Source organism: Bradyrhizobium sp. USDA 4506 (genome assembly GCF_054058795.1).
Map to the genome: position 1 here is coordinate 1,252,846 of NZ_JBSSBM010000002.1, position 24,077 is coordinate 1,276,922.

20 protein-coding genes are annotated in these 24,077 nt (G+C 64.8%); 14 read left to right on the plus strand and 6 right to left on the minus strand.

From position 1 onward, the window contains the following. The first annotated feature begins 100 nt into the window (after nucleotides 1-100). Nucleotides 101-655 carry a dTDP-4-dehydrorhamnose 3,5-epimerase gene (gene rfbC, locus ACVIHF_RS08115; RefSeq protein ID WP_225641889.1) on the plus strand — a complete coding sequence of 185 codons (555 nt, stop codon included), beginning with the start codon at nucleotides 101-103 and terminating at the stop codon, nucleotides 653-655. Next, nucleotides 655-1,566: a dTDP-4-dehydrorhamnose reductase gene (gene rfbD, locus ACVIHF_RS08120; RefSeq protein WP_253609493.1), complete on the plus strand. Its 912-nt coding sequence runs from the start codon at nucleotides 655-657 to the stop codon at nucleotides 1,564-1,566. The genes rfbC and rfbD overlap by 1 nt, the downstream gene beginning before the upstream one ends. A gap of 135 nt (nucleotides 1,567-1,701) precedes the next feature. Here the strand turns inward: rfbD and ACVIHF_RS08125 are convergent, their stop codons facing one another. After that, on the minus strand, nucleotides 1,702-3,009 hold the full coding sequence (locus ACVIHF_RS08125) for a UDP-glucose dehydrogenase family protein (RefSeq protein WP_057020237.1): 1,308 nt from the start codon (nucleotides 3,007-3,009) through the stop codon (nucleotides 1,702-1,704). 232 nt (nucleotides 3,010-3,241) lie between these two features. On the opposite strand from ACVIHF_RS08125, the gene ACVIHF_RS08130 reads away from it, so the two are divergent. Then, complete coding sequence (locus tag ACVIHF_RS08130) at nucleotides 3,242-5,584, plus strand: glycosyltransferase family 2 protein (RefSeq protein WP_253609492.1); 2,343 nt, start codon at nucleotides 3,242-3,244, stop codon at nucleotides 5,582-5,584. Here the strand turns inward: ACVIHF_RS08130 and ACVIHF_RS08135 are convergent. Further along, nucleotides 5,525-7,807, minus strand: a complete 2,283-nt coding sequence (locus ACVIHF_RS08135; RefSeq protein WP_309145200.1) for a glycosyltransferase family 2 protein — start codon at nucleotides 7,805-7,807, stop codon at nucleotides 5,525-5,527. The two genes, ACVIHF_RS08130 and ACVIHF_RS08135, sit on opposite strands and share 60 nt — an antisense overlap. Nucleotides 7,808-8,105: 298 nt before the next feature. Then, nucleotides 8,106-9,032 (minus strand): hypothetical protein, encoded by a 927-nt coding sequence (locus ACVIHF_RS08140; RefSeq protein WP_225641897.1) that lies wholly within the window; start codon nucleotides 9,030-9,032, stop codon nucleotides 8,106-8,108. A 193-nt stretch (nucleotides 9,033-9,225) separates the two neighbouring features. Here ACVIHF_RS08140 and ACVIHF_RS08145 point away from each other — a divergent pair, with 193 nt between their 5' ends. The 5 genes from ACVIHF_RS08145 (at nucleotide 9,226) to galE (ending at nucleotide 13,540) form a co-directional block, all read left to right on the plus strand. Beyond that, nucleotides 9,226-10,461: a glycosyltransferase family 4 protein gene (locus ACVIHF_RS08145; protein ID WP_057020241.1), complete on the plus strand. Its 1,236-nt coding sequence runs from the start codon at nucleotides 9,226-9,228 to the stop codon at nucleotides 10,459-10,461. Nucleotides 10,462-10,476: 15 nt separating this feature from the next. Continuing rightward, a complete protein-coding gene (locus ACVIHF_RS08150) occupies nucleotides 10,477-11,139 on the plus strand; it encodes a ParA family protein (RefSeq protein WP_016841664.1) in 663 nt (220 codons plus the stop codon). Between the two features lie 219 nt (nucleotides 11,140-11,358). Next, nucleotides 11,359-11,988: a transglutaminase-like cysteine peptidase gene (locus tag ACVIHF_RS08155; protein WP_253609491.1), complete on the plus strand. Its 630-nt coding sequence runs from the start codon at nucleotides 11,359-11,361 to the stop codon at nucleotides 11,986-11,988. A gap of 158 nt (nucleotides 11,989-12,146) precedes the next feature. After that, nucleotides 12,147-12,404: a hypothetical protein gene (locus tag ACVIHF_RS08160; RefSeq protein WP_253609490.1), complete on the plus strand. Its 258-nt coding sequence runs from the start codon at nucleotides 12,147-12,149 to the stop codon at nucleotides 12,402-12,404. A 140-nt stretch (nucleotides 12,405-12,544) separates the two neighbouring features. Continuing rightward, entirely contained in the window at nucleotides 12,545-13,540 is a 996-nt protein-coding gene (galE, locus tag ACVIHF_RS08165) for a UDP-glucose 4-epimerase GalE (protein ID WP_253609489.1), read from the plus strand. A 73-nt stretch (nucleotides 13,541-13,613) separates the two neighbouring features. Here galE and ACVIHF_RS08170 read toward each other — a convergent pair whose 3' ends face one another. Both ACVIHF_RS08170 and ACVIHF_RS08175 read right to left on the minus strand, forming a co-directional pair. Beyond that, nucleotides 13,614-14,600 carry a UbiA family prenyltransferase gene (locus ACVIHF_RS08170; RefSeq protein WP_253609488.1) on the minus strand — a complete coding sequence of 329 codons (987 nt, stop codon included), beginning with the start codon at nucleotides 14,598-14,600 and terminating at the stop codon, nucleotides 13,614-13,616. Between the two features lie 36 nt (nucleotides 14,601-14,636). Further along, nucleotides 14,637-16,172, minus strand: coding sequence for a hypothetical protein (locus ACVIHF_RS08175; RefSeq protein WP_456791891.1), 1,536 nt, complete (start codon nucleotides 16,170-16,172; stop codon nucleotides 14,637-14,639). A 160-nt stretch (nucleotides 16,173-16,332) separates the two neighbouring features. On the opposite strand from ACVIHF_RS08175, the gene ACVIHF_RS08180 reads away from it, so the two are divergent. Together ACVIHF_RS08180 and ACVIHF_RS08185 are read left to right on the plus strand one after the other, a co-directional pair. Beyond that, a complete protein-coding gene (locus ACVIHF_RS08180) occupies nucleotides 16,333-17,490 on the plus strand; it encodes a hypothetical protein (RefSeq protein ID WP_253609486.1) in 1,158 nt (385 codons plus the stop codon). Further along, nucleotides 17,487-17,720, plus strand: coding sequence for a hypothetical protein (locus ACVIHF_RS08185; RefSeq protein WP_253609485.1), 234 nt, complete (start codon nucleotides 17,487-17,489; stop codon nucleotides 17,718-17,720). Before ACVIHF_RS08180 ends, ACVIHF_RS08185 begins: the two co-directional genes overlap by 4 nt. 18 nt (nucleotides 17,721-17,738) lie before the next feature. On the opposite strand, the gene ACVIHF_RS08190 is transcribed toward ACVIHF_RS08185, so the two are convergent. Beyond that, a complete protein-coding gene (locus tag ACVIHF_RS08190; RefSeq protein ID WP_253609484.1) occupies nucleotides 17,739-18,338 on the minus strand; it encodes a VanZ family protein in 600 nt (199 codons plus the stop codon). Between the two features lie 172 nt (nucleotides 18,339-18,510). Here ACVIHF_RS08190 and ACVIHF_RS08195 point away from each other — a divergent pair, with 172 nt between their 5' ends. The 4 genes from ACVIHF_RS08195 to ccmI all read left to right on the plus strand — a co-directional run bounded on the left by ACVIHF_RS08195 (nucleotide 18,511) and on the right by ccmI (nucleotide 24,018). Beyond that, entirely contained in the window at nucleotides 18,511-19,173 is a 663-nt protein-coding gene (locus tag ACVIHF_RS08195; RefSeq protein ID WP_016841655.1) for a response regulator transcription factor, read from the plus strand. 216 nt (nucleotides 19,174-19,389) lie between these two features. Further along, nucleotides 19,390-20,766, plus strand: a complete 1,377-nt coding sequence (locus ACVIHF_RS08200; protein ID WP_253609483.1) for a sensor histidine kinase — start codon at nucleotides 19,390-19,392, stop codon at nucleotides 20,764-20,766. Between the two features lie 357 nt (nucleotides 20,767-21,123). Next, nucleotides 21,124-22,518, plus strand: coding sequence for a hypothetical protein (locus tag ACVIHF_RS08205; protein ID WP_253609482.1), 1,395 nt, complete (start codon nucleotides 21,124-21,126; stop codon nucleotides 22,516-22,518). Between the two features lie 360 nt (nucleotides 22,519-22,878). Beyond that, nucleotides 22,879-24,018 (plus strand): c-type cytochrome biogenesis protein CcmI, encoded by a 1,140-nt coding sequence (gene ccmI, locus ACVIHF_RS08210; RefSeq protein ID WP_253609481.1) that lies wholly within the window; start codon nucleotides 22,879-22,881, stop codon nucleotides 24,016-24,018. The last annotated feature ends 59 nt before the right edge of the window (nucleotides 24,019-24,077 follow it).

The following is a 24,077-nucleotide window of genomic DNA, read 5'->3' on the forward strand; positions in this document are numbered from 1 at the left end:
CAATTTGACTATCAGAACATAACATATAGCGTGCGCTGCACAAGTTTGTTATGAGAAGGAAATTAACATTTCAAGCGCGTCAAACTGGAACAAATGTTAGATGAACGTCATCAAGACCGAGCTTCCTGAAGTTCTGATCGTCGAGCCGAAGCTGTTCGGCGACCAGCGCGGCTTCTTCCTCGAGACCTACCAGGCTCCGCGTTATGTCGAGCACGGCATCACGCGTCCGTTCGTGCAGGACAACATGTCCCGGTCGGCCTATGGCGTGCTGCGCGGGCTGCATCTGCAAAACCCGGTCACCCAGGGCAAACTCGTCTCTGTGCTGCGCGGCAAGGTGCTGGACGTTGCCGTCGACGTGCGCGTCGGCAGTCCGAATTTCGGCAAGCATGTCGCGGTCGAATTGAGCGAGGAGAACCGCCGGCAATTATGGGTGCCGCGCGGCTTCGCCCACGGCTTCGTGGTGCTCTCGGAGACCGCCGACTTCTTCTACAAATGCGATGACTTCTACAGTCCCAAGGACGAGCTCTCGATCCGGTGGAATGATCCCGCGATCGGGATCAAGTGGGGCGTCGACAAGCCACAGCTGTCGGCCAAGGATGCGGACGCGCCGCTCCTCGCCGACGCCAGCAACCTTCCGACCTATGGACAAATCTGATGCGGATCTTGTTGACGGGAACACGCGGCCAGGTTGGCAGTGCGCTCAAGCCTTTGCTGGAGAGCCACGGCACGATCATCGCGCCGCCCACCGCGGAGTTCGATCTGTCGAAGCCGGAGATGCTGACGAGCCAGCTTGAGAGTCTGAAGCCCGATCTCATCATCAATCCGGCGGCCTATACCGCCGTCGATCGCGCCGAGGACGAGCGTGAGCTGGCGTTCCTGGTCAACGCGAAGGGACCTGAAGCGATCGCCAAATGGGCTGCAACGAACGGCGTGCCGCTGGTGCATTTCTCCACGGACTACGTCTTCAATGGTTCTGGCGACAGGCCGTGGCGCGAGGACAGCCCGACCGAACCGCTGTCGGTCTACGGCGCCAGCAAGCTTGCCGGTGATGTCGCGATCCAGGCGGCGGGCGGGGCGCATCTGATCGCGCGCACCTCATGGGTTTATGCCGCAAAGGGCACGAATTTCCTGCGCACCATCGCGCGGCTCGCCGGCGAGCGTAAGGAGCTGCGGATCGTGGCCGATCAGATCGGTGCGCCGACCACGGCATCAGCGATCGCCGGTGCGGTCGCCGGCATCGTCCTGCCGAACCTCACCACGTTGCACGATCAGCTCGTGCGCCGGGGAGGTGTCGTCAATCTCGTTTGCGCCGGCGAAACCAGCTGGCATGGCTTCGCAACCGCCATTGTCGGCGGGCTGAGGTCCCGCGGGGTCACGCTGGCGGTCGAGAACATCGCTCCGATCGCAGCGGCCGAATTCCCGACCAAGGCGATGCGTCCGGGCAATTCGCGGCTGGATCTGTCGCGGCTGAAGGCGCAGTTCGGCGTGGCGATGCCGACCTGGCAGGAAGCGCTGGCGCGCGAACTGGATGCGTTTGTCCAGCTCGGCGCGCCCGCCCACGCTTAGGGCCGCTTCGGAAGCGGATGCCGGTGCGCGTGAAGAAAACGCGTCAGACAAGAAAAGAGCCTTGGTTCTGATTTGATCAGAACCAAGGCTCAAGGATTGAACCGGCCGGCGGCTATCGTCGCCGGGCGCGAGCGCTCAGCGCGGCCGACCGATGCTGTCGTAGGTGAAGCCGTGCGCGGCCATCTCGTCCGGACGGTAGATGTTGCGCAGGTCGACGACGACCGGATGCTTCATCTCCTGCTTGATGCGCTTGAGATCGAGCGCGCGGAACTGGCGCCACTCGGTCACGATCACCAGCGCATCGGCCTGGCGCGCGCATTCATAGGCATCCTTGCAGTACTCGATCTCAGGCAATTCCTTGCGCGCCTGCTCCATGCCAATGGGATCGTAGGCACGAACCTTGGCGCCGAAGTCGATCAGGCCGTTGATCAGCGGGATCGAGGGCGCCTCGCGCATGTCGTCCGTGTCGGGCTTGAAGGTCAGGCCGAGCACGCCGATGGTCTTGCCGCGCAGCTCGCCGCCGAGCACGTTGGCGACCTTGCGCGCCATCGCGCGCTTGCGGTTGTCGTTCGCGGTCAGCGTGGCCTCGACGATTTTCAGCTGGACGTCGTGGTCGAGCGCGGTCTTGAACAGCGCACGGGTGTCCTTCGGGAAGCAGGAGCCGCCATAGCCGGCGCCGGCATGCAGGAACTTGGTTCCAATCCGGTTGTCGAGCCCGATGCCGCGCGCGACCTCCTGCACGTTCGCCCCGACCCTCTCGGAGAGATCGGCGATCTCGTTGATGAAGGTGATCTTGGTGGCAAGGAAGGCATTCGCGGCGTATTTGATCAATTCCGCCGTGCGTCGCGCGGTATAGAGGATCGGCGCCTGGTTCAGATAGAGCGGACGATAGACTTCGCCCATCACCCTCTTGGCCCGGTCGTCCTCGGTGCCGACGACGATGCGGTCGGGATGGCGGAAATCCTGGATTGCGGCGCCTTCGCGGAGGAATTCGGGGTTCGACGCAACGGCGAAATCGGCGTCGGGATTGGTTTCGCGGATCAGGCGTTCAACCTCGTCGCCGGTGCCCACGGGCACGGTCGACTTGGTCACCACCACGGTGAACTTCTTGAGCGCCGCGCCGATCTCCTTGGCAGCAGCATAGACGTAGCTCAGGTCCGCATGGCCGTCGCCGCGCCGCGAGGGCGTTCCGACAGCGATGAACACGGCATCGGCGTCCGCGACGGCGCCCGCGAGCTCCGTCGTGAAGGTCAGCCGTCCGGCCGCGGCGTTGGTGTCGACGAGCTTATCGAGGTCAGTTTCGTAGATCGGGATCTTGCCGCGCTTCAGGGCTTCGATCTTGCCGGCGTCCTTGTCGACGCAAACGACCTGATGGCCGAAATCGGCAAAACACGCTCCGGACACGAGACCTACATATCCCGTTCCAACCATTGCAATCTTCATGAATCCGCTCGTCGATCAGTGTGGAGAGGAGGAGTTAGCACTAGCACAATTGGCGCCGACAACGCCAAGTTTTATAACGCATAGTTTGTGTTGGAGGTCGGCGGCTTTTTGTGCAAACGGTGATCGCCCCAGTGCAGCTGAGCGCCCGCTAGTCACCTCGGGCGCACCATGGACACATTCTCAACTTGAAATCGACCGACATTCGAGCTGCCGTTTGAGGGTGGACATGAGCATGAAGACGATTAGCAAGCAGAAGCCCTCAGGAGCTGAATACGCGTCGTTGCAAACGCGGTTCTCCAGATCCGATCGCACGACGTTTTCCGGGTTTGTCTATGATCGCGCCGATCTCGGCCGGCGTTACACTGTCGACCTGCTCGTCGACGGCGAGCCATACATGTCATCATTGTGTGACGAGTTCGTAACAGAGCTTGCCGACGCCGGGATCGGCGACGCTCGATTTGGCTTTACGTTCAACGTGCAGGATCAGGTCAGCGCGAACGCTGGGATCATTGAGGCAAGGTTGGCAAATATCGGCACTCCCGTCGGTGCTCCGATTCGCTGCGATGTCGCTGCGCCGGAAGCGCGATGGCACCGGATCGGCGATATCGAGTGGGTCGGAGGTCTGCGCTTCGAAGGCTGGCTTGCTCAGGACATCGACGAGGACATCGAAATCCTGATCGCGCAACGCCCGGTGATGACCGTGAAGCCGACCGGGTGGACCAACGTTGCGCGGGGCGGCGAGTTCGGCGTCGGCCGCCGGATCGATTTTCATCTGCCCGAGCATTTTGCGGACGGTCGCATGCGCGGACTATCCGCGCGGACGATTTCGGGACGGAGTCTGATCTCGGAGCCGATTTCCTTTGTCGCTTTCGATCGCGGATTGGAGCAAACGCTCGCGGATCTCGGGCGCTGGGATAGCGAGCGGCTTCGTGGAGAGCTGTTCGACCGGGTGTTGCCGGCCTCGATGCCGTTTCACGCCTATCGCGGCTGGAAAGAGCGCTTCTCGCCGACGACACAATCTGAACAGTCTGACGTTGCATCCGAGGCGGCAGTCGTCCTGATCGGCGATGTCAGGGTGGACGAGAGCATCGAAAGCCTCGAAGCCCAACGGCACTCCGCCTGGTCGGCGGTGTCCCTGCCGGCGCGAGCGTTCAGTCAATTCGATCCCATGGCAGCGCGCGAGTTTGTCGACGGCGATGCCGCCGGCAGTGCGTTCTTTGTGTTTTGTCTGAGCGGAACGATCCTCGCGGAAGACGCCTTGCAGCGCTTCGCCGATCTCTTCGCGTCCGAACCCGGCTGCGATATGGTCTATGGCGACGTCGAAGTTGCTGCAGGCGCCGGCGCTGTCTGGCCGCTGGCGTTCTCCGCATTCGATCTCGAACGCGCGCTCGAGCAGGGCTATGGGGCGTATTGTTTTGCGGTGCGTCGGGAGCCTGCCGTGGAAGCGCTGCTATCGGCGACGTCGCTCTACGACATCTTCCTTTGCTGCGCGGAGCCGGATCGAACCTATCATCTTCCGGGATCGGTTGCGGCATTGCCGCGGATTGATGCATCGGCCGCTACCTCCGAACTGGTCGCCGCGAGCAAGGCGTATTTTGCCAGAGCCGGCATCGAGGCCAATGTCGAGCCTCGGAAAGCGGGTCTTCTTCCGGCCGTTCAGGTCAAGCGCGCCGTCGATTGGAGCGAGCGCACCACCATCATCATCCCGACCAGAAATCGCGCCGAGCTGCTCAAGCGATGCATCGAGACGGTCATGCCGGCGGCAAATGAGACGAACGCCCGGATCCTTGTCGTCGACAACAGCTCGACCGAGCCGGAAACGCTGGACTATCTGGACAGTCTGTCCGCGCAGGAAATCGACGTGATCTCGGTCGAGGGGCCCTTCAACTTCGCATTCATCAACAACGCCGCCGTCGCTTGCGTCGATACGGAGAACATCTGCTTTCTCAACAATGACGTCGAGGCGCTCGACGACAGTTGGTTGGCGGAGATGCTGTGGCGGCTCGCGGCTCCCGACGTCGGAGCCGTCGGTGCAAAGCTGCTCTGGCCGAGCAGCGTCGTGCAGCACGGCGGAGTGGTGCTGGGAGCCAATTTCTCGGCCGCGCACGCCTTCAACGACCGGATGGATGGTGATCCCGGCTATGGCGATTTGCTTCAGGTGGCGCACGAATGTTCGGCGGTGACGGGGGCGTGCCTCCTGATGCGCAAGCGCGATTTCGTGGCCGTCGGCGGCATGGACGAGATCCGCTTTCCGATCAGCTTCAACGATATCGATTTGTGCCTGAAGCTGCGCCAGCTCGGAAAGCGGATCGTGTTCACGCCGGACGCGAAACTCGTTCATCTGGAGTCGGCAAGCCGCGGTCGCGATTCCGCGCCGGATCGCAGGGCACGCTTCAGGCGCGAGCTGTCGATCCTGCGCGCGAAATGGGGCGAGGTGCTGCTCGACGATCCCTATTACAGCCCACTGCTGGGGCTGGATTCGACGCCGTTCTCCTCGCTTGCATGGCCGCCGCGATCATGGAAGCCGCGTGCCAACCTGCCGCCGGTGTCGACCGCTCCTCCGATCGGGTTGTAGCAGGACGTCATCGACCGCCCAGTCGCGTACGGCAGCAATCGTTGCATCGGCATCAAAGCCTGGCTGCAGCTGCAGGTCCGTGCTTCGGCCGCGCCCCGGAGGCGTCGAGCTCCATTCCGTCGCGGCGATCGGCAGGCCGGTTGCCAGCAGCGCGTCCACCAACGGATGGCCAAACGATGGTTCGCCGATGTCGAGAACCAATTTCGTGATGCCGTGACCTTCGATGAGCGTGGCGACGTCGTCGACGACAATATCGCCGGTGACGATGACATTCGTGCGCTGCATCAGCTTGAGATCGTCGAGGGTACTTCCCAGCACGATGATCTCGACGTCTTCGTCGGCGTCGGCCAGTTGATCGCTCAACGCTCGTATGAAGCGAAATTCCGCGGCGTTGGCGTGCAGGACCAGCAGGCCGAGACGCGCGGGGCCGCTCACGGCGGGATACAGCGCCGGCGGCGCGGGCGGGTCGCTCAGCCTCACGGCTTGCAGGCCGAGAACCCCTTCCGAAAAGGCCGCGCCGTGGTCATCGATCGCAGTCACGCGCCGCGCCCCGGCGACCAGGCTTGCCCAGTCCGGATGAACGCCTGATCCAACCGCCGCGCGCGTTGCAAGCGCGGTGTCGGTGATCAGGAGGTCGTAGGCAAAGTGTTGCGTGAGCTGCGCCAGACATGCGCCGGGAATGCGGTTCGGCTCTGCGATCTCGAGCGATCGGATTCCGAGATCGGCGAGAGACTTCAGAAGAGCTTCGCGGCCCTCAGGCGTCGCAACGTCGAGTACGATCGACTGCGGCGCTCCGCCATCCGGATCGAACATCGCAGCCAGCTGGCGTTGTCCCTCGGAGCGGATCTGCACGATCACACCGTGCTGATCCTCTGCCGCCAACTGCCGGCAGCGCCTGATGGCAATTGCGCGGCCGGCGAACGAGCCGCAGAGGATGACGGATGGGCCGGCGGCGACCTGCTGGTTCGTGAGCAGCTTGAGCTCAAGCGCGGCGCGGCAATCGCGGAGTGGATCGGCAAGCAGGAATGCGGCGCAGTCCGTCGCATAGCGCCGGTAACGGTGTTCGAGAACGCGAAGATTTCGCATCACGAGCGAACGCTTCTCGCCCAGAAACGAGCGCGAGCCCTCGTGCCCGACGAAAACCGAAGGAATGCACACGTTGCGGAAGCCGGCCTCCGCTGCGCGCAGGCAGAAGTCGACGTCTTCGAGATAGCCGCGATAGAAGTCGTCGGAGAGCTCGCACACGGCGTCGAGGCATTCGCGGGTAATGTAGAGGCAGAACCCGATGCCGTTGGGGATGTCGATCGCAATCCCGGAATTTGCCCTGCCTGCAAGTTCATCCAGCAATTCGATTTCGCCGACCGCGGGCAGGGGATTTGACCGGTTCGGGATTGGAAAGCTGGTGTATTCGCCGTTGTTCGACAGCGGGGTCGCCGTGCCCACCCTCGGCGTCGATTGCACGGCGCTGCGCAGGCGTTGCAGCGCGTATTTCGGCACGATCGTGTCCGAGTTCAGCAGCACGACGTCGCCGGCGCCGGTCTCGCCGAGCGCCCGGTTGACCGCGCCGACAAAGCCAAGATTGTGCTCGTTGGTCAGGAGCCTGATGCGGAATTCGGCGGCGAGCTCATTGAGCAGGCGCTTGATGTCGGGCTCGGGCGACGCATCATCCACGACGATGATGGTCGAGCCCGGCGTGCAGGCGAGCGCATTCAACGCGCTGTCGATGCAGGCTCGCGTTGCGGCCAGATCCCGGTATACCGGGATGATGATGGTGAGCGGAGGAGGTTCGCCGTTTCGAAGGCGAGCCGGCCGGCGTGGTACGGTCCGATGATCCGGAACGCGGTTGGCCGGGAGTTGAACACTTGCGATCACCCGGTCCGCCTGCGTGATCTGCAGGCGCTGCGAGGTCGCGGATGCGGGCCGGATCAGACGGAAGCTCGCAGCCTGTCGCCCGTCACGCGCGAATCTGTGGCGTGGATCGGCGGGAAGCTGGATCGTGCTGGATTGATCCGCCTGCGCCAGCGAAAGGTGCGGGTCGTCCGGCCCGCGCCACGTCACCCATCCCTTCACCTCTTCATCGAGAAAGTCGATGCGGGCGCAGCTGTCCTGGCCGCTCTGTTCGAGCAGAAGGAGGGCGCTCCTGACCGAATCCGGATCGTCATCACGCCGCGTGACGCTTCGCGCCGCCTCGATCTGCTGAAGGTCGTCGCCCCAAGCCATCATTCGCCGGGCAGCGACCAGATCGTCCGGCTCGAGCTCGAGCGCCCTCGCCACGCCGGCGATGGCCGCATCCCTGAGATCGAGATGAAACAGCGCTTCCGCGCGCAGCAGATGGGCGCGGGCGCCCGGATGCGGCAGGATCCGGCAGCGGCGGTCGGCGAGCGCGAACGCCAGGCGGAAATCACGCGCCTCGAGCGCCCCGACAGCGGCCCGCTCGAGATCGACGTGGTGGAGCGTTTTGGACGTAAAGGCGATCCTGCGCGCGTCGGCGGTCAAGTGGCGCCCTTATCTGCCCGCATGGTCAGCCTGCCGTCTTGACGGCGCCCTGCCGGCTCCGGAACACGCGCACCCGTCCCTCGAGGCGGGGTCCGTCCTGGTGCGGCATTGGAGTGGCGGGTTCGACGCGCCGCGGCTGCTGGGGCGCGAGCGGGGCTGCCTGCACCCGGCGCTCCTCGAGATTGAGCTTGAGGCCCACCAGCGGTTCCCGTCCGGAAGGACCCGACACCACAATCCGGTTCCCGGTGACCCGCAGGGTCGGAGCCCCCAGGAAGATGGTTTCAGCCGCGATGGCGTAGCGATCCGCGCCGGGACCCGAGGCTTCCAGCGAGAACCCCGTGATGGCCAATGCGCGTCCCCGGGTTCCGGCAAAAGTTCCGAGAGGAACGAACTGGTTGTCGCCGCGCTGCGGCCTGGCGAACTTGACGGCATATTGCAGCTGGAGATCCCGCGGCTTGTTGGGCCATTCGAGGGAAATTCCCTCGATCCGGGCCGGCGCGGACGGTCCGGCAATCCAGACATTCGAGCCGACGGTCACGTCGCCCAGGCCCGCGACATGCGCGAGCAGCTTGAGGTCGCTCAACTCGCCGGGGCCGGCCTCCGGCTCGAACATGTCGAATGGCTGGCTGGCCGGCTGCTGCTCAGCCGCCTGTCCCTGGGTCAGCGGCTCGATCTTGATATTGGCGGCGGTCGATCCGCCGACGCGCCCTGCCGTGACCTCGACGATCAGGCGGCTCGGCCGGGCGACCGACACGACCAGCGCGGTCTCGGGCGCGAACAGGGTTCCATTGACCACGTCCGGTCCGGTAATGATATTACAATTGTTAAGGCTGGCGCGATCCGCGTATACGCGCACCACCGGAGGTGACACCTTATCATCTGCGCCATTGTACCGAACCAGGAAGAGACCCCGTGCCAGATCAATGGTTTTCTGCTGAATCTGTTCGTTCATTGTCGCCTGCGAGCCTAACGGAATGATTGATAAGTCTCCCGCAGTGTGCCCCAAAAATCTGTGTGATAGAAGGGGGCTTAATGTTAATCCGGTAAGATAGTTTTACTCGCCAATCGATGACATACCGCCGGTGATGATGCAGACCCTGACCCCAATCGAAGACCGCGCGGCCGGGGGGCGCGCTCGCCCGCCAATGAACGTCCTGTTCGTCCACAATAACTTTCCGGCCCAGTACCGCCACATTGCGCGCGCGCTCGCAGAGCAGCCCGGCAACAGGGTCGTTGCCGTCGGTTCGTCGACCGCCAGCACGACGCCGGATATCCGGCTGCTCAAATATTCGACGACCAAGACGGATTCCGCGGTCGTCCATCCGTTTGCCCGGCGCTTCGATGTCGAATCGCGGCGTGCCGAAGAGGTTCTGTACGCGCTGTCATCGCTGTCGGGGCAGGGCTTCGTGCCCGACCTGATCTTCGCGCATCCCGGTTGGGGCGAGACGCTGCCGCTGCGCACGATGTTTCCGCGCGCGCGGATCATCCTCTATTGCGAATTCTACTACGGTGCCGAGGGCAGGGACGTCGGCTTCGATCCCGAGTTTCCCATGACGGGCCTCGATGGCAATGTCGCACTCCATCTGAAGAATGCGACCACGCTGCTGGCGCTCACGGAATGCGATACGGGCGTCTCGCCGACGCCATGGCAGAGGTCGACCTTTCCCGCCGAGTTTCAGAGCAAGATCGAGGTGATCCACGAGGGCGTCGACACCGACGAGGTGAAGCCCAATCCCGTCGCGCGGTTTCAGCTTCCGAACGGTGCGACGCTGTCGGCGGACGACGAAGTGATCACCTACGTCTCGCGCAACCTCGAGCCGGTGCGCGGATTCCATATCTTCATGCGGTCCCTGCCGAGGATCCTCGCCGCGCGGCCGAATGCGCAGGTTGTGATCGTCGGCGGCAGCGGGACATCCTACGGGGCGAACCCGCCCAAGGGTTCGAGCTGGAAGTCGATGTTCCTGGACGAGATCAAGTCGGATATCGACCTGCGCCGGGTGCATTTCCTCGGCCGGATTCCTCGGGAACCGTATCTCGAGCTGCTGCAGATTTCCTCGGTGCACGTCTATCTGACCTATCCCTTCGTGCTGTCCTGGTCGCTGCTGGAGGCGATGAGCGCGGGATGTGCGGTGGTGGCATCCGACACCGCCCCGCTTCGCGATATCATCTCGGACGGCAACGGCCTGCTGGTGCCGTTTTTTGATATTGATGCGCTGTCGGATCAGGTACTGTCGGTGCTGTCACGGCCCAAGGCCTTCAAGAAGATGCGGATGAAGGCGCGCAGCTTCGTGCGGGACAATTACGACGCAAAGCGGGTCTGTCTGCCCCGGATGCTGACGCTCGTTGATGAAGGTGTCCTCCCGCGCACGTACGGGGGATAACGCCAGGAGTTTGCGATGCCGCTTGTCATCTCGGTTGCCCAGCGCAAGGGCGGAGTCGGAAAGACGACCCTTGCGGTCTTGCTCGCCGCAGAACTGGATCGGCGCACGGGCGTGGTGGGACTGGTCGACGCCGACTCGCAGGCGTCCGCGTGTCACTGGGCCGAGCCCGGCAATCTGTCGTTCCCCGTCTACCAGCTTGATCCGGAAACCCGGCCGGTCGCCGAATGGGCCAGGCTGATGCGCCAGATTCCGCATCAGATCATCGTGGTGGACTCCGCGCCGAACGATCGGGTGCTGGGCGCCGTGCTCGCGGTCGCCAATATCGTGCTGATGCCATGCACGCCGTCCGGGCTTGACATCGAGGCCACCGCGCGGACGCTCGACATCGTGCGGGAAGTGCGCGCCACGCGGCGAACGGCGCTCCGTGCCATGATCGTGCCGAACCGCGTCGACCAGCGCACGCTCGAAGGCCAGCAGCTGATCGAGGAGCTCGATACGCTCGACGAGGAGATCGGGCCGATGATAGGCAGTCGCTCGGCCTATGTGCGCGCCGTCGCCTTGGGGCAATCGGTCGCCGATTTCGCCGGCGGGACGCCCGCGGATCTCGAGATCAAGATGCTCGCCGATCTCGTGATGAGCTGGTGCGGGATCGCGCCCAGGCAGCGGGTGGCGATTTAACAGAGCGCGCCGGCGGCTTCACGACAGGCCAACCATGCCGGCATGGGAACGAAAGATTTCGGGCCGCAACCGGCCCTTGACCTGACGGCGGCGCCCCGCAGGCTTGGTTAACGGACTGCTCGCGCGCACCCTCGCATTTGAAACAAATGCCACCGCGCGCTTGAGCCCAAGCTCAAGACATTTCCCGTACATGCTTCCCGTCACTGTGGGGAGTGAAGAATGTACAACGTCAAGAGAGTGATGGCCCTGGTTCTGGCCGTCCTTGCGCTCGGGACAAGCGCACAGAACACCCAGGCTGGAATGGTCGGCTTCCCGCTGCCGCTGCGCGGCGTGATCGAGAAGATCCGCTTCAGCGAGCCGACGCTGGCGCCGATGGCCTACACCATGTTCTGCATGCGCTATGCCGACGAGTGCAAGCCGAAAGCCCGCGCCCGGATGGTGTTCCGCGGCGGCGCCACACGGCTGACCAAGCAACGCATCGCCGACCTGATCGAGGTCAACGCTTCGGTCAATCGCAGCATCGTGCCACAGCGCAACGAACGCGGCCTTGCCGGCGAGGAATGGTTGATCAATCCGGCGCGCGGCGATTGCAACGACTACGCGGTCAGCAAGCGCCACGAGCTCCTGGCGCGCGGCTGGCCGATGCGCGACCTTCTGCTGAGCGAGGTTGTGACCTCCTCCGGCGAGCATCATCTCGTGCTGGTGGTCCGCGCCAAGGGTGGAGACATCGTGCTCGACAATCTGAATGCGCAGATCCGCAGCTGGTCGCAGGCGCGTTATCGTTGGGTCAGGATGCAGACCCCGGCGAACCCCGACCACTGGGCCGCCGTTGCGCAGGCCGGCGCCTGAAGTTCTGAACGAGCCCCATCGATCGAAAATGGCGCGGCGAGACATTTCGCCGCGCCATTTTTTGCATCGGAGACGATCGCCAGCGCGTCGCGGCGACATTGCCGGAACGATTGGAGGCATCAACGGTTGATCCTGATCCAACCCATCGAGGCATCGACATGAAGCTGGCCGGCCTTGTCACAACAGCGGCGCTGGTCGTCGCTCTAGCCACGCCGGTGCTTGCACAGGGCACCGGGCAGACCACGCAGGGCACAACGCGCTATTCGATCGATGGACCGGGCGGCGGCGTTCCGACATCGCGGCCGCAGGCGACCCAGCCGGTCCCGCCGGCAACACCGGCTTACCCCTATGGCAGAGCGTCGCGGCACGCGCCGCCGGTCGGTCAACGGACCAACGTGCCGCTGGGGTCGCGCTAGCCGTCGCTTCGGCTGCAAATCCGTTCGGTCTTAACGCTATTCCCATCGTCATTTTGCCGCCTCGGACGGAATGTCGTACCGATGCGATCACTGCGCCGGTTGAGGCGCGGGATTGGTTCGCGCAGGGACGACACTTTTAAATGGCGAGCAGGGGTTCGATCCTGATCACGGGCGGCGCGGGATACATCGGATCCCATTGCGCCAAGGCGGTTGCCGAGGCCGGGTTTCTGCCGGTCGTCTACGACAATTTGTCCACCGGTCACCGTGATTTCGTGCGATGGGGACCGCTTGTGATCGGCGACGTCGCCGACCACGACAGGATCGCCGCCACCGTCCGCGACTACAATGCGCTCGCCGTGATGCACTTCGCTGCGTTCAGCGCGGTCGGCGAGTCCGTGGCGGATCCGCAGAAGTATTTCACCAACAACATTGCCGGCACGCTCGGCCTGCTGCGCGGCATGCGGGAGGCGGGCTGCGACCGCCTGGTGTTTTCCAGCACCGGCGCGGTCTACGGCAACGCCGGACGCGATCCAATTCCCGAGAGTGCCGCAGGTCCGACCGTCAATCCCTACGGCCGCTCCAAATTCATGATCGAGCAGATCCTGGCCGACTACCGCGCGGCCTATCGGTTCAACTCGGTCTGTCTGCGCTATTTCAACGCATGCGGCGCCGACGCCTCCGTCACCATCGGCGAACTCCGCGATCCCGAGACGCATTTGATTCCGCGCGCGCTGATGGCGCTGCTGGGGCACGTGCCGGACTTTGCCATCTTCGGCGAAGACTATGACACGCCTGATGGCACCGCGGTGCGCGACTACATCCATGTCGATGACCTCGCGAGCGCCCATATCGCGGCGCTCGAGCTGCTGCTGAGTGGCGACGCCGGCGGCGTGTTCAATCTCGGCACCGGCACCGGCTATTCGGTGCGCCAGGTGCTCGATGCGATCCGCGCCGAGACCGGTGAAGCGGTGCCGAGCGTGGTGCGCGAGCGCCGGGCCGGCGATCCGCCGATCCTGGTGGCCGATCCTTCCAGGTCGGAGCGCGGCCTCGGCTTCAAGGCCAGCCGGTCCGATCTCGGCTACATCATTCGCACGGCCTGGGCCTGGCATCAGAAGGCGCATCCGCGCCGGCGGTAGAGCATGATCCGGAAAAGTGCGAAGCGGTTTTCCGACAAGATCATGCTCAAATAACGATCAAGCCGCGGGGGCCTCAGTTCAATGTGATGTAGTGCTGTTCGGCCAGCCGCGAGAGGAACGGCATGTCAACAAGGCTTGCCACCAGGAAGACGGCGACCAGCGCCAGCACGAGCAGCATCAGGCCGCGCTCGCCATAGAGCTTCTCGGGTTTCTGCGCCGACGAGCCCGGCGACGTCGACATCGAGAAGTAGGTGGTGAACAGCATCACCACCAGCGGCATCGCAAGGACATACTCGATGCGGTACTTCACCAGGAACACCGAGAGGAAGAACACCGAGAACAGCGAATAGCTGAGGCACGAGGCCGTCAGCGACACCTCGGTATAGTGCCCGAAGCTCGCGCGGTAGCGCGCCAGCAGCTCCCTGCCATGGGACGCGGCAATCTCGCGATATTCGGACAGCCGCTTGGCCGCCATCAGGAACGCGCCGCCAAACCAGTAGCACAGGATCACCGAGCCCGGCGGCAGCGAGGTCGGGTCGATCATCGCCCAGCCGATCAACAGCCGCAGCGGATTGTTGACGGATTCCGAGATGACGTCGAAATAGGCCTTGTCCTTGCTGCGGAGCGGCGGGACATTGTAGACGATGCCCTGCAAGGCGAAGATGCCGGTTGCGAACAGCATCAGGCGGCTGCTCGCAGATGCGCAGACGAGACCGAGTGCGACCAGCAGCAGCCACTCGATTCCGATGATCTTGCCGTCCATCGCGCTCTGCACCGCGGAGCGCTGCGACTTGGTCGGGTGATGCCGGTCGAAGTCGCGGTCGAACCATTCATTGATCACATAATTGGCCGACGCGATGCAGATCGCGGCCACGAGGCCGAGGACGATCGCGCTTGCAATATGCTCGCCTCTCGGGCCGCGCAACAGCCAGGCGAGGACAATCCCGGGAACGATGAAGATGTGCTTGGTGCTGTGATCGAGCCGCAGGATGGCGAGATACTGCCGGATGCTTGCGGCCGGCGGCTTGCCGGCTTCGACCTTGCTGTCCATCAGCGCCATCGCGCGGTCCTTTTTCTGTCGTCGTTGATCGATCGCCTAGTTGAGGAGGTAGACGTCGAAACTCTCGTCGGTCTTGGCGGGGCCGAAGCGGCGGAGCATCGTGGTCGCTTCGCGGAAATCGCGGATCTGCGCCGCTGAGGCACGGAACGTCCGCCAGTCCTTGCCTTCGTCGTAGTTCCGGTCGGGCGTGATCTCGTCGAGCCGGTAGGCCAGCAGGATGATGACGGGCGCACGGGTCGTGTCGCGAAGCTCGCGGCCAAGGCGCAGGGTCTCGCCGAGATCGCTGTCCATCTTGCCCTTGCGCGAGAAGATCACGACGCTGCCGAATTTATGGTCGCGCGCGAGATAGATCCGGTTCTTGACGTAGTAGGGCAACGCCTCGACCAGATATTCCGGCTCGGCGAGGATCACTGCATTGGTGAGATCGGCGCGCGAGGCGATCAGGCGGCCGAGATCGGCGCTGCGGCTCGCGACCACGCCGGTCACCGCGTTGCGCAAATCGTTGATGCCGGCGGCGGTCTGGATCGCGAGCACCAGCAGGAGCGACACGCGTCCGATCGCCGGCAATCGCCGGTCGAGCCATGCGCGAGAGCCGGATGGCGCGGTGACCCGGCTCCAGCCGATCCAGTAAAGCGCGATCAGGAAGCTCAGCCAGACCGCGGCATGTCGGTAGGCACCGTTGGCGGCGACGGCGAAGAACAACGACGTCAGCAACAGGGCGGCGATGGCGGCGAGGAAGGCCGGTCGCCGCGGCAAGAGCCCGAGCGTCGCGCCGAACAGCAGCGCCGATCCCGCGATCCCCGGCAGCAGATTGGCAAACAGCGCGCCCAGCGACGTCGCGCCGGGGTTCACCAGCGCAAGGATTGCCGCCGCCAGCGGTGACTCGTGCGACCAGTCCCGGGCCGCGGCGTCATTATAGGTCGGCAGCATCGTCACCGCGCAGATCACGACGCCAATCGTCGCGATCGTTGCATTGATCGCGAAATTGGTGAGTTGCGGCGACCAGCGCCAGCCATCCGTCTCGAGCAGGTCGAGCAGCCAGAACAGCAGGAATGCGCCGGCCATGATCGCGCCGACGACGTTGGTGTTGGCGAGCAGGAACAGCAGCGCGCCGAGCAGCAAACCGCGATCGCGGTGGGCCCGATAGCAGGCCGCGATCGCGAACAGGAACAGGGCTGAGATGCCGTAGTTCCTGGCCATCACGACATATTCAAACAACAGCGCATGGCCCGTGATCAGCAGCAGGACCAACGGTCGTGGGAATGGTGACCGGAAGATCAGCAGTGCGACCGTGATGAGCCCGACCACGAAGGTGACGGCGGGCAGCACCTCGACCCGATCGAATACGGCGTGCGCGCCGCGCAGCAGAACGTACCAAAGGGCAGGGTGGCCCTCGCCATGCAACCCTCTCAGCATGGCGACCGGATCGTCGCCGTTCAGGGCAATGGTGAGCGCCCGGACCTCATCGCGCCACATCGCGTGACGGCCGATCTGGAAGCCGACCACCGCGACCCATCCCGCGAGGAGCAGGACGTCCGGCCAGGATCGGCGGTCCCGCTTGGGCGCGAACAACCACTGGTCCAGGATGGGCAGAGAACGGGTCAAATGAATCCTGCTACTGCTCGGATCGGGACGGTCAAACCGGGGCGTCATCTGCCGGCCTGGTGGTTTGTGTTAACAGTAAAATCCACATAGAATGTTGTAACATTATGGGCAAACCAGACTAACATTTATGACGCCGACGCCGGCCCAGAGAACGGTCAGGGACATCGGTCCTGCGCACCCCGAGGTGGAGTTCGCGCTGGTGCTGGCACGAACCATCGATTCCGTGAGCGCCGACCCGCAGCTGCTGCGCAGCGCGGTCTACGAGCTCGCGCGGCAGAAGCTGCAGCAGCTCGCGCACGAGGATCCGGCGGAAAAGCAGCGTCTGATGCAGGCGCTGGAAGTGGCGATCGAAGGCGTCGAAGCGCACACCAAGAGCAATGTGATCGAGAAATTCGAGGTGCCGCCAGCGCGGGCGCTGCCCGCATTCCTCGAGGCGGCGGGCGCTGCGCGGCGGATCGAGGCACCGCCCCGGATCGATGCCGAGCCGGCCTTTGTCACGACGCTCGATCGCGTCGAGCCTGCCGCGGTGGCGCGCGGTCCGCGATGGTCGTCGTCGGCGCCGCTGCGTTACGTTGTCATGCTGGCGTTCTTCGGGTTGATCGCGGCCGTTGTCCTGCTGCAGCAACGCGGCGTGTCATTGGCCGCGGCCCGCGCGATGATTGCCGGCACGCTGGCATCGGCGCCGCCTGAAACCCAAAGGCCGGCGGTGGTCGCGGCCGTGCCGGCGCCGGCCGTTGCGGCCGAGCCGCCGGCACCAAGACGGCCATTGCCGACCGCCTATGGCGTCTACGCCGAGAGCGACGGCAAGCTCTACGAGCTGCAGCTGATCCAGGGGCGTGCGCCGGATCCGCGGGTGGCGATCTCGGCGGCGATCACCAGGCCGAGCGAGACCACGCTGCCGGACGGACATCTCCGCGTCATCGTGTTCCGGCGCGAGGGTGCCGGCGGCGCCTCCGATCCGATCGATGTGCGTCTGATCGCGCATGTGAGCCAGCAGACCACGTTCGACGCGACCGGCAAGCCGGTGGTCTCGCCGGGCGACGACAGCTGGGTGATCCGCAACATCTCGATCCCGTTCCGCGCGGCGCCGCTCAAGGACGATCCGCAAATGTTCGAGGTCCTGCCGCGCGACGACGTGCCGCTGCCGCCGGGACGCTACGCGTTGATCCTGAAGGCGCAGGCCTACGATTTCACGGTCGAGGGCGCGGTCACCGACAAGCGGCATTGCCTGCAGCGGCTGGCGGCCGCAAATGGCGTGTTCTACTCGGAATGCGAGAAACCGTGAGCGGGGTGTCCGTCCGGTTCAGTGTCGTGCTGGCGCTCCTGCTGGCATCGCGTGCCGCCGTCGCCGCACCCGCTGCCGAGACCGCAAAGCGCTGCCTGCGCGCGGCCTACATGGTCTACCCCTACAAGCGACCGGGGGCCGTGCCGATGAATGGCGATCGGCTGCATTTCTTTCAGCAATGCATGGCGCAAGACGACATGAAGTCGGCGGAAGCGAAGAAGCGCGATTGAGCGCAATGCGCCGGCCGCTCAGTTCGCGGACTGCTCCACGCTCGACCTCAGCCGGCCGAGCTGGTTGCGCAGCACGAGCAGCATGAAGCGACCGACGCCGATGCCGACCAGACCTCCCGCCACCTTGACGATCGCGTCGATCAGGCGGCCGTGACGGTCCGGTGTCAGGAATTGCATCGCTTCGAGCGTGAACGCGCTGAAGATGACAAGGAGCACGATCAGCGCGGTGCGCCGCGGGTAGCCCAGCACGAAGGCCAGCGCCATCACGGCGAAAGCAGCGAAATGCTCGATCTGCGGATGGAATAGCGAGGGACGGTCCTGGATCGGGGACAGTGTCACGAAGGCGATGAACGCAAGCGCAAGCCAGCCTGCAATCACGCCGAACCTCCGTATCTTTGAAACAAGCAACGCGTTCTTCCCGGTCCATATGCGCTGGGCGCACCGCGGTTGAATTAGCGCATCGCCGGTGTCAGCGACATGAAAATGGTCGTCGAAGGTTAACTTGCCGGTCGACTGCAAATGACCCGACATGTTGTCCGCGCTCCGGTCCGCCGGAAGGTTGCCAGCAACAATCGCTTTCAAGTTTAGGGTATTAAAATACCTTGGACTGAAACCCAATCTCACTTCGCGCGCATCTCATGGAGGGAACCAGGGGTGCTTGCGCGGGTTCCCGGGATGGTGCACCTGACGAAAAAATTAGCGGCGCCTTGCGGGTCCATTCATAAGCCGTTCACGGCCGGAAGCCTCATTTGGTGCCGGAATGTCGTAATGCTCACTCTCGGAGGCCAAAGTGCGTCTGCTCGTCGTTGAGGATGATCCGGATCTGAACCGCCAGCTCACCACCGCGCTGACGGACGCCGGCTATGTGGTCGATCGCGCGTTCGACGGCGAGGAGGGGCATTTCCTTGGTGATAGCGAGCCGTACGACGCGGTGGTGCTGGATATCGGCCTGCCGAAAATGGACGGTATCTCGGTGCTCGAGGCCTGGCGGCGGAACAAGCGGGTGATGCCGGTGCTGATCCTCACCGCACGCGATCGCTGGAGCGACAAGGTTCAGGGCTTCGACGCCGGCGCCGACGACTATGTCGCCAAGCCGTTCCACCTCGAGGAAGTGCTGGCGCGGATCCGCGCGCTGCTGCGCCGCGCGACCGGGCATGCCCAGGTCGAACTGAACTGCGGGCCGGTGGCGCTGAATACCCGCACCAAGCGGGTCACCGTCAACGGCAATCCGATCAAGCTGACCTCGCACGAGTACAATCTGCTCGACTATCTGATGCACCACACCGGGCGGGTGGTCTCGCGCACCGAACTGGTCGAGCATCTCTACGACCAGGACTTCGACCGCGACTCCAACACGATCGAGGTGTTCGTCGGGCGCATTCGCAAGAAGCTGGAAGTCGATATCATCCAGACCGTTCGCGGCCTCGGCTACATGCTGTCGCCGCCGACCTAAACCATTTTCGAGCGAAATGGATGCCGGTTCGTTCGCGTGAAGAAAGCGCGGACCAAACAACGGGATAAGAGCATGTCCTATTCAATCGGATCATGCTCTTAAGGTGCTTGATCGCGATGCGGGCATTGGCATGATCCGCGCCAGGAGGACTGGATTCGCCATGTCTCAACTCGCCTTGTCGCGGCCCGCTGACGCGATGTTCGAGCTCGTGCCCTGATGGGCGGCAGCTCGCTCGCGACACGCCTGTTCGTCTCGGCGACCGCCTGGGTGGTGGTGATCCTGGCGATCACGGGCGTCATCCTGTCGTCGGTCTATCGCGACGCGACCGAGCGCGCCTTCGACCGCCGGCTCAATCTCTATCTGCGCACCCTGATCGCCGAGGTGGCGACGCCGGACGAGCCGGCGGACCGCCAGTTCCAGTCGCTCGGCGAGCCGCTGTTCGACCTGCCATTGTCGGGCTGGTACTGGCAGATCACCCGGACCGATACCGAAAAGGGCGAGACCCGCGCCTCGCGCTCGCTGTGGGACAAGAAGCTGCCCAAGCTCGAGGAGCACGGCGCCGAGCTGACCGCCGCCGGGGTCCGGCTCGGCTATGTCGACGGGCCCGAAGGCCAGAGCCTGCGCGTGGTGGAGCGGCCGGTCGATCTCGGCGCCGACGGCAAGTTCCTGGTCAGCGTCGCCGGCGATGCCACCGAGATCTTCGATGAGACGCGCAGCTTCGACTATTATCTCGGCGGCACCTTCGCCGCGCTCGGCGTCGTGCTGCTGCTGACCACGGTCTTCCAGGTGCGCTACGGCCTCGCGCCGCTCAAGCGCATTTCGGATGCGATCGCCGACATCCGCTCCGGCCGCGCCGAGCGGCTGGAGGGCCGATTTCCGGTCGAGATCGCACCGCTGGCGCGCGAGACCAATGCGCTGATCGATGCCAACCGGGAGATCGTCGAGCGCTCGCGCACCCATGTCGGCAATCTCGCCCATGCGATCAAGACGCCGCTCTCGGTGATCGTGAACGAGGCGGCCGCGCATACCGCCGATCCTTTCGCCAGCAAGGTGCTGGAGCAGGCCGATCTGATGCGGGACCAGGTCGCGCACCATCTCGAGCGCGCGCGGATCGCCGCCCGTGCCACCATCGTCAGCACCATCACCGACGTCGCACCTGTGATCGAGGCGCTGCGCCGGACCATGGAGAAGATCCATCGCGATCGCGACCTCTCGATCGAGGCGAAGGCCGATCCGGCGGCACGGTTTCGCGGCGAGCGGCAGGATCTGGAGGAGATGGTCGGCAATCTCGTCGACAACGCCTGCAAATGGGCGGCTTCGCAGGTATTCGTCGAGGTGACCGTGGTCCCGCCCGAGGCCTCGGGCGCCGGGCCGAGGCTGCGCATTGTGGTCGACGACGACGGGCGCGGCCTGTCGGAAGCCGAGCGTGCCCAGGTGTCGCGGCGCGGCCAGCGGCTCGACGAGTCAAAACCAGGCTCCGGTCTCGGCCTGTCGATCGTGACCGATCTCGCCGGCCTCTACGGCGGCAATCTCACCCTGAACAACGCGCCGATCGGCGGCCTGCGTGCCGAGCTCGTGTTGCCGGCGGTGTAGCACAAGATGACTTTACTCTGAATCGAGCGGCGGATTCCGCTTCACCTCGCCCCGCGCGCGGGGAGAGGTCGGAACGCATCGTTAGATGCGTTCCGGGTGAGGGGGAGTCTCCGTAAACGCAGCTATCACCCGATACGCGGAGACGGCCCCTCACCCCAGCCCTCTCCCCGTAAGAACGGGGCGAGGGAGCGCACCGCCGTCGCGGTCGCCATCCGACCTAAACCCATCTCGCTCTAGTCTGCCTTGGGAGGATCGACGCCGCTATTCTTCCTAAACGGCTTCTTAACACGCCCGCCGCTATCATTGCGGGCGGACGGGCTGCGGCGCTTGCCGGGCACCAAGCTTTCACGACCGGGCATGAGCCAGAAATCGACCGAGCGGCTGAGGGATTATCTCGCGCAGCTTCCGCCGCAATCGCAGGCGCTGCTGATGCGGGAGCTGGAGCGCGCCGTCGAACGCGGCGATGACGTCGCCGTCGCCAATCTGGTCCTCGAGCAGCTGCGCAAGATCGTGCGTGGGGCCGAGGAGGACGAGCAGATCCAGCCGCGCAGCGACGACCCGGCACGGCTTCTGTTCCGGCCGCTCGAGCCGTTCCTCGCCGAGACCAATTTCCCGACGCGAGCGGGCCAGATCCGACGCGCCTCGCTGCTGCCGATCTGGCAATGGCTGGCCCGCGAGGGCGCGCCCGAAGCGGCTCGCGCGTTCGAGGCGGCGCTCGCCGCAGCCACGGAGAGCGGTCCGATGGAGACCGCCGCGCGCAAGTTCCAGCTTGCCGCCGCGGACGCCATCCTCAAGATCGCGGCGCCAAGCCAGGACGACCGCCAGCGCGCGCTGTCGCGCGTCGGCCCGCCAAACGTGGTCGAGGACCTGCTGCCGATCGGCCTCGTGCTGCAGGCCCGCGAAGCGCTGGAAACCCTCGGCAGCCGGCTGCCGAGCCAGATCCGGGTGTTTGCCGATTCCCAGATCGCCTCCGCGATGGAGGCGCTCAAGCTGCCGTCGCTGCAGACGCCGCAGCTATTGCCGTTCGCGCTGTCATTGATCGCGCAGCGGCTCGCCGCGCCATGGCAGATCATCCGTCTCGCCATCAAGATGGCGGCCTCCGACGACGAGCTCCGCGTCGCGGCAACGCCGTATGGCATCGCCGTCACCATCGCGCTGCATGATTTGTCGTTCGTCGCGGCCTGCCTGCGCACCGACATCAGGCGCGGGCATTTCGATTATGTCGGCGAGCAGCTCAAGACCCTGCATGATGGCGTCCGCGGCCTGCGCACCGAGCTTGATCTGCGCAATGATTCCACCTGGGGCCGCCAGCTCACCTCGGTGCGCGCCGATACTTCCAACGCGCTGCAATCGGAGATCGACAGCGTACCGGGCCGGGTCCGCCGCATCCTGCGCCAGCGCGCCGAAAAGGACATTACGGCCGGCGCCAAGATCGACATGTCCGAGGTCGAGGACGCCGCCGCCCTGATCGATTTCGTCGCGGTGTGCCGCACCTATGCCAGCGAGCTCGCCATCAACGAGGTGACGCTGCGGACCTTCTCCGACCTGCAACACTATGTCGAGCAGTCGACCGAAGGACTGGTGCAGTCGCTGCGCGGCGGCGACGCCCGGGTCCGGGCGTTCCGGCAGCAGCAGGTCAAGGCCGCGATCCGCTTCTGCGAGGTATTGTTCGGCCACGACTATGCCTCGCTGATGAACCGGGCCGCCGAAAACGCCGTGACCGGCGAGCGCAAGTCGTCGCGCGCGGGGTAGCGAGATCGCGCAATTCGCGAGCATGTTCGACGACAAGCCGACGAGCCCGCCAAGGCGGGACCATCAGCATTGCGCAATTTCGGAATAATGGAAGTGTGGCACTGATTTGCCCGACGTGTCAACCGTCAATCGAGCGCTGTTGGAAGCCCGCTCCTTTGCATGGGGTTGTTTTCGATATTTTGGTCGCGCGCGCCTTTGCCCGGAAACGTTCTTGCAATACCGCCGGAACGGCACCGGAAACCGCCTGATTTCGACCTTCCGCCGATCCAGCAATTGTCAATTGCCGGGCTCGCTGCCGGTAGTGTAAAGCGATTCTAAGGCGGCTTGCCGGAAGTCGCCGTTCCATCCGGGAACCGCTTGATGACGCTGTGGTTTGTGTTCGCGCTGATGACGGTCGCGGCGATCTTTGCCGTGCTGTGGCCGCTCAGCCGCCGCGGGCGCGCGGATACCGGCGGCAGCGAGGTCGTGGTCTACCGCGACCAGCTCGCCGAAATCGACCGCGACATGGCCGCCGGCATCATCGGTGCCGCCGAGGCCGATGCCGCACGGGTCGAGATCAGCCGCCGGCTGCTGGCCGCCGCCGATCAGGGCGGACGTGAGACCCCGGTGCAAGGCAACCTCAATCTGCGGCGCACTGCCGCGATCGTCGGCCTGGTCGGATTGCCGGTGATTGCCTCGAGCTTCTATCTCGCGCTCGGCTCGCCGCGGCTTGGCGACTTTCCGCTCGCCGAGCGCGGCCGGGTGGCCGATGCCAACCAGCCGCTCGCCAACCTGGTCGCACAGGTCGAGGCGCATCTGGAGAAGAACCCGACCGACGGCCGCGGCTGGACGGTGCTGGCGCCGGTGCTGTCGCGCCTCGGCCGCTACGATGAAGCCGTCCGCGCCTATCGCAACGCCATCACCTATGCCGGCGACAGCGCCGATCGCCGCGCTGATCTCGGCGAGGCGCTGATGGGGACCGCCGGCGGCGTCGTCACCGCGGACGCCAAGGCGGAATTCGAGCGCGCGGTCGCGCTGAATGGCGACGATGCCAAGGCGAACTATTTCCTCGGTCTCGCCGCCGAGCAGGACGGCCGCAAGGCCGATGCCGCGGCGCTCTGGCAGAAGATGCTGGCGAAGGCGCCGGCGGACGCGCCGTGGCGGCCGCTGGTGCAGGCCGCGCTCGTGCGGGTTGGCGGCGCTAGCTCGCCCGGCGGCGTTAGCTCGCCCGGCGTGAGCGCGCCGGCGCTGCCCGATGGCGCGGTGGCCGCGGCCAAGGACATGAGCGAGGCCGATCGGGGCACCATGATCAAAGGCATGGTCGATCGGCTGGCGACGCGGCTGAAGACCAATGGCGACGACGTCGAGGGCTGGCTGCGGCTGGTCCGCGCCTATCTCGTGATGGGCGAGCGCGACAAGGCGATGAGCGCGCTCGCGGATGCCCGTCAGGCGGTCGCCAACGATGCGGACCGGTTGCGTCAGCTCAATGAGGGGCTGAAGAATCTCGGGCTGGATGGATAACTTATGACGTCGAAAAGTGCGCGGCGGTTTTCGGAGGATGTCATGCGCAAGGATGGACG

Excerpts from the sequence above, each read along its gene's own strand:
- rfbC (WP_225641889.1), top strand. The coding sequence starts at position 101 with ATGAACGTCATCAAGACCGAGCTTCCTGAAGTTCTGATCGTCGAGCCG.
- rfbD (WP_253609493.1), top strand. The coding sequence starts at position 655 with ATGCGGATCTTGTTGACGGGAACACGCGGCCAGGTTGGCAGTGCGCTC.
- ACVIHF_RS08125 (WP_057020237.1), bottom strand. The coding sequence starts at position 3,009 with ATGAAGATTGCAATGGTTGGAACGGGATATGTAGGTCTCGTGTCCGGA.
- ACVIHF_RS08130 (WP_253609492.1), top strand. The coding sequence starts at position 3,242 with ATGAAGACGATTAGCAAGCAGAAGCCCTCAGGAGCTGAATACGCGTCG.
- ACVIHF_RS08135 (WP_309145200.1), bottom strand. The coding sequence starts at position 7,807 with ATGATGGCTTGGGGCGACGACCTTCAGCAGATCGAGGCGGCGCGAAGC.
- ACVIHF_RS08140 (WP_225641897.1), bottom strand. The coding sequence starts at position 9,032 with ATGAACGAACAGATTCAGCAGAAAACCATTGATCTGGCACGGGGTCTC.
- ACVIHF_RS08145 (WP_057020241.1), top strand. The coding sequence starts at position 9,226 with ATGAACGTCCTGTTCGTCCACAATAACTTTCCGGCCCAGTACCGCCAC.
- ACVIHF_RS08150 (WP_016841664.1), top strand. The coding sequence starts at position 10,477 with ATGCCGCTTGTCATCTCGGTTGCCCAGCGCAAGGGCGGAGTCGGAAAG.
- ACVIHF_RS08155 (WP_253609491.1), top strand. The coding sequence starts at position 11,359 with ATGTACAACGTCAAGAGAGTGATGGCCCTGGTTCTGGCCGTCCTTGCG.
- ACVIHF_RS08160 (WP_253609490.1), top strand. The coding sequence starts at position 12,147 with ATGAAGCTGGCCGGCCTTGTCACAACAGCGGCGCTGGTCGTCGCTCTA.
- galE (WP_253609489.1), top strand. The coding sequence starts at position 12,545 with ATGGCGAGCAGGGGTTCGATCCTGATCACGGGCGGCGCGGGATACATC.
- ACVIHF_RS08170 (WP_253609488.1), bottom strand. The coding sequence starts at position 14,600 with ATGGCGCTGATGGACAGCAAGGTCGAAGCCGGCAAGCCGCCGGCCGCA.
- ACVIHF_RS08180 (WP_253609486.1), top strand. The coding sequence starts at position 16,333 with ATGACGCCGACGCCGGCCCAGAGAACGGTCAGGGACATCGGTCCTGCG.
- ACVIHF_RS08200 (WP_253609483.1), top strand. The coding sequence starts at position 19,390 with ATGGGCGGCAGCTCGCTCGCGACACGCCTGTTCGTCTCGGCGACCGCC.
- ACVIHF_RS08205 (WP_253609482.1), top strand. The coding sequence starts at position 21,124 with ATGAGCCAGAAATCGACCGAGCGGCTGAGGGATTATCTCGCGCAGCTT.
- ccmI (WP_253609481.1), top strand. The coding sequence starts at position 22,879 with ATGACGCTGTGGTTTGTGTTCGCGCTGATGACGGTCGCGGCGATCTTT.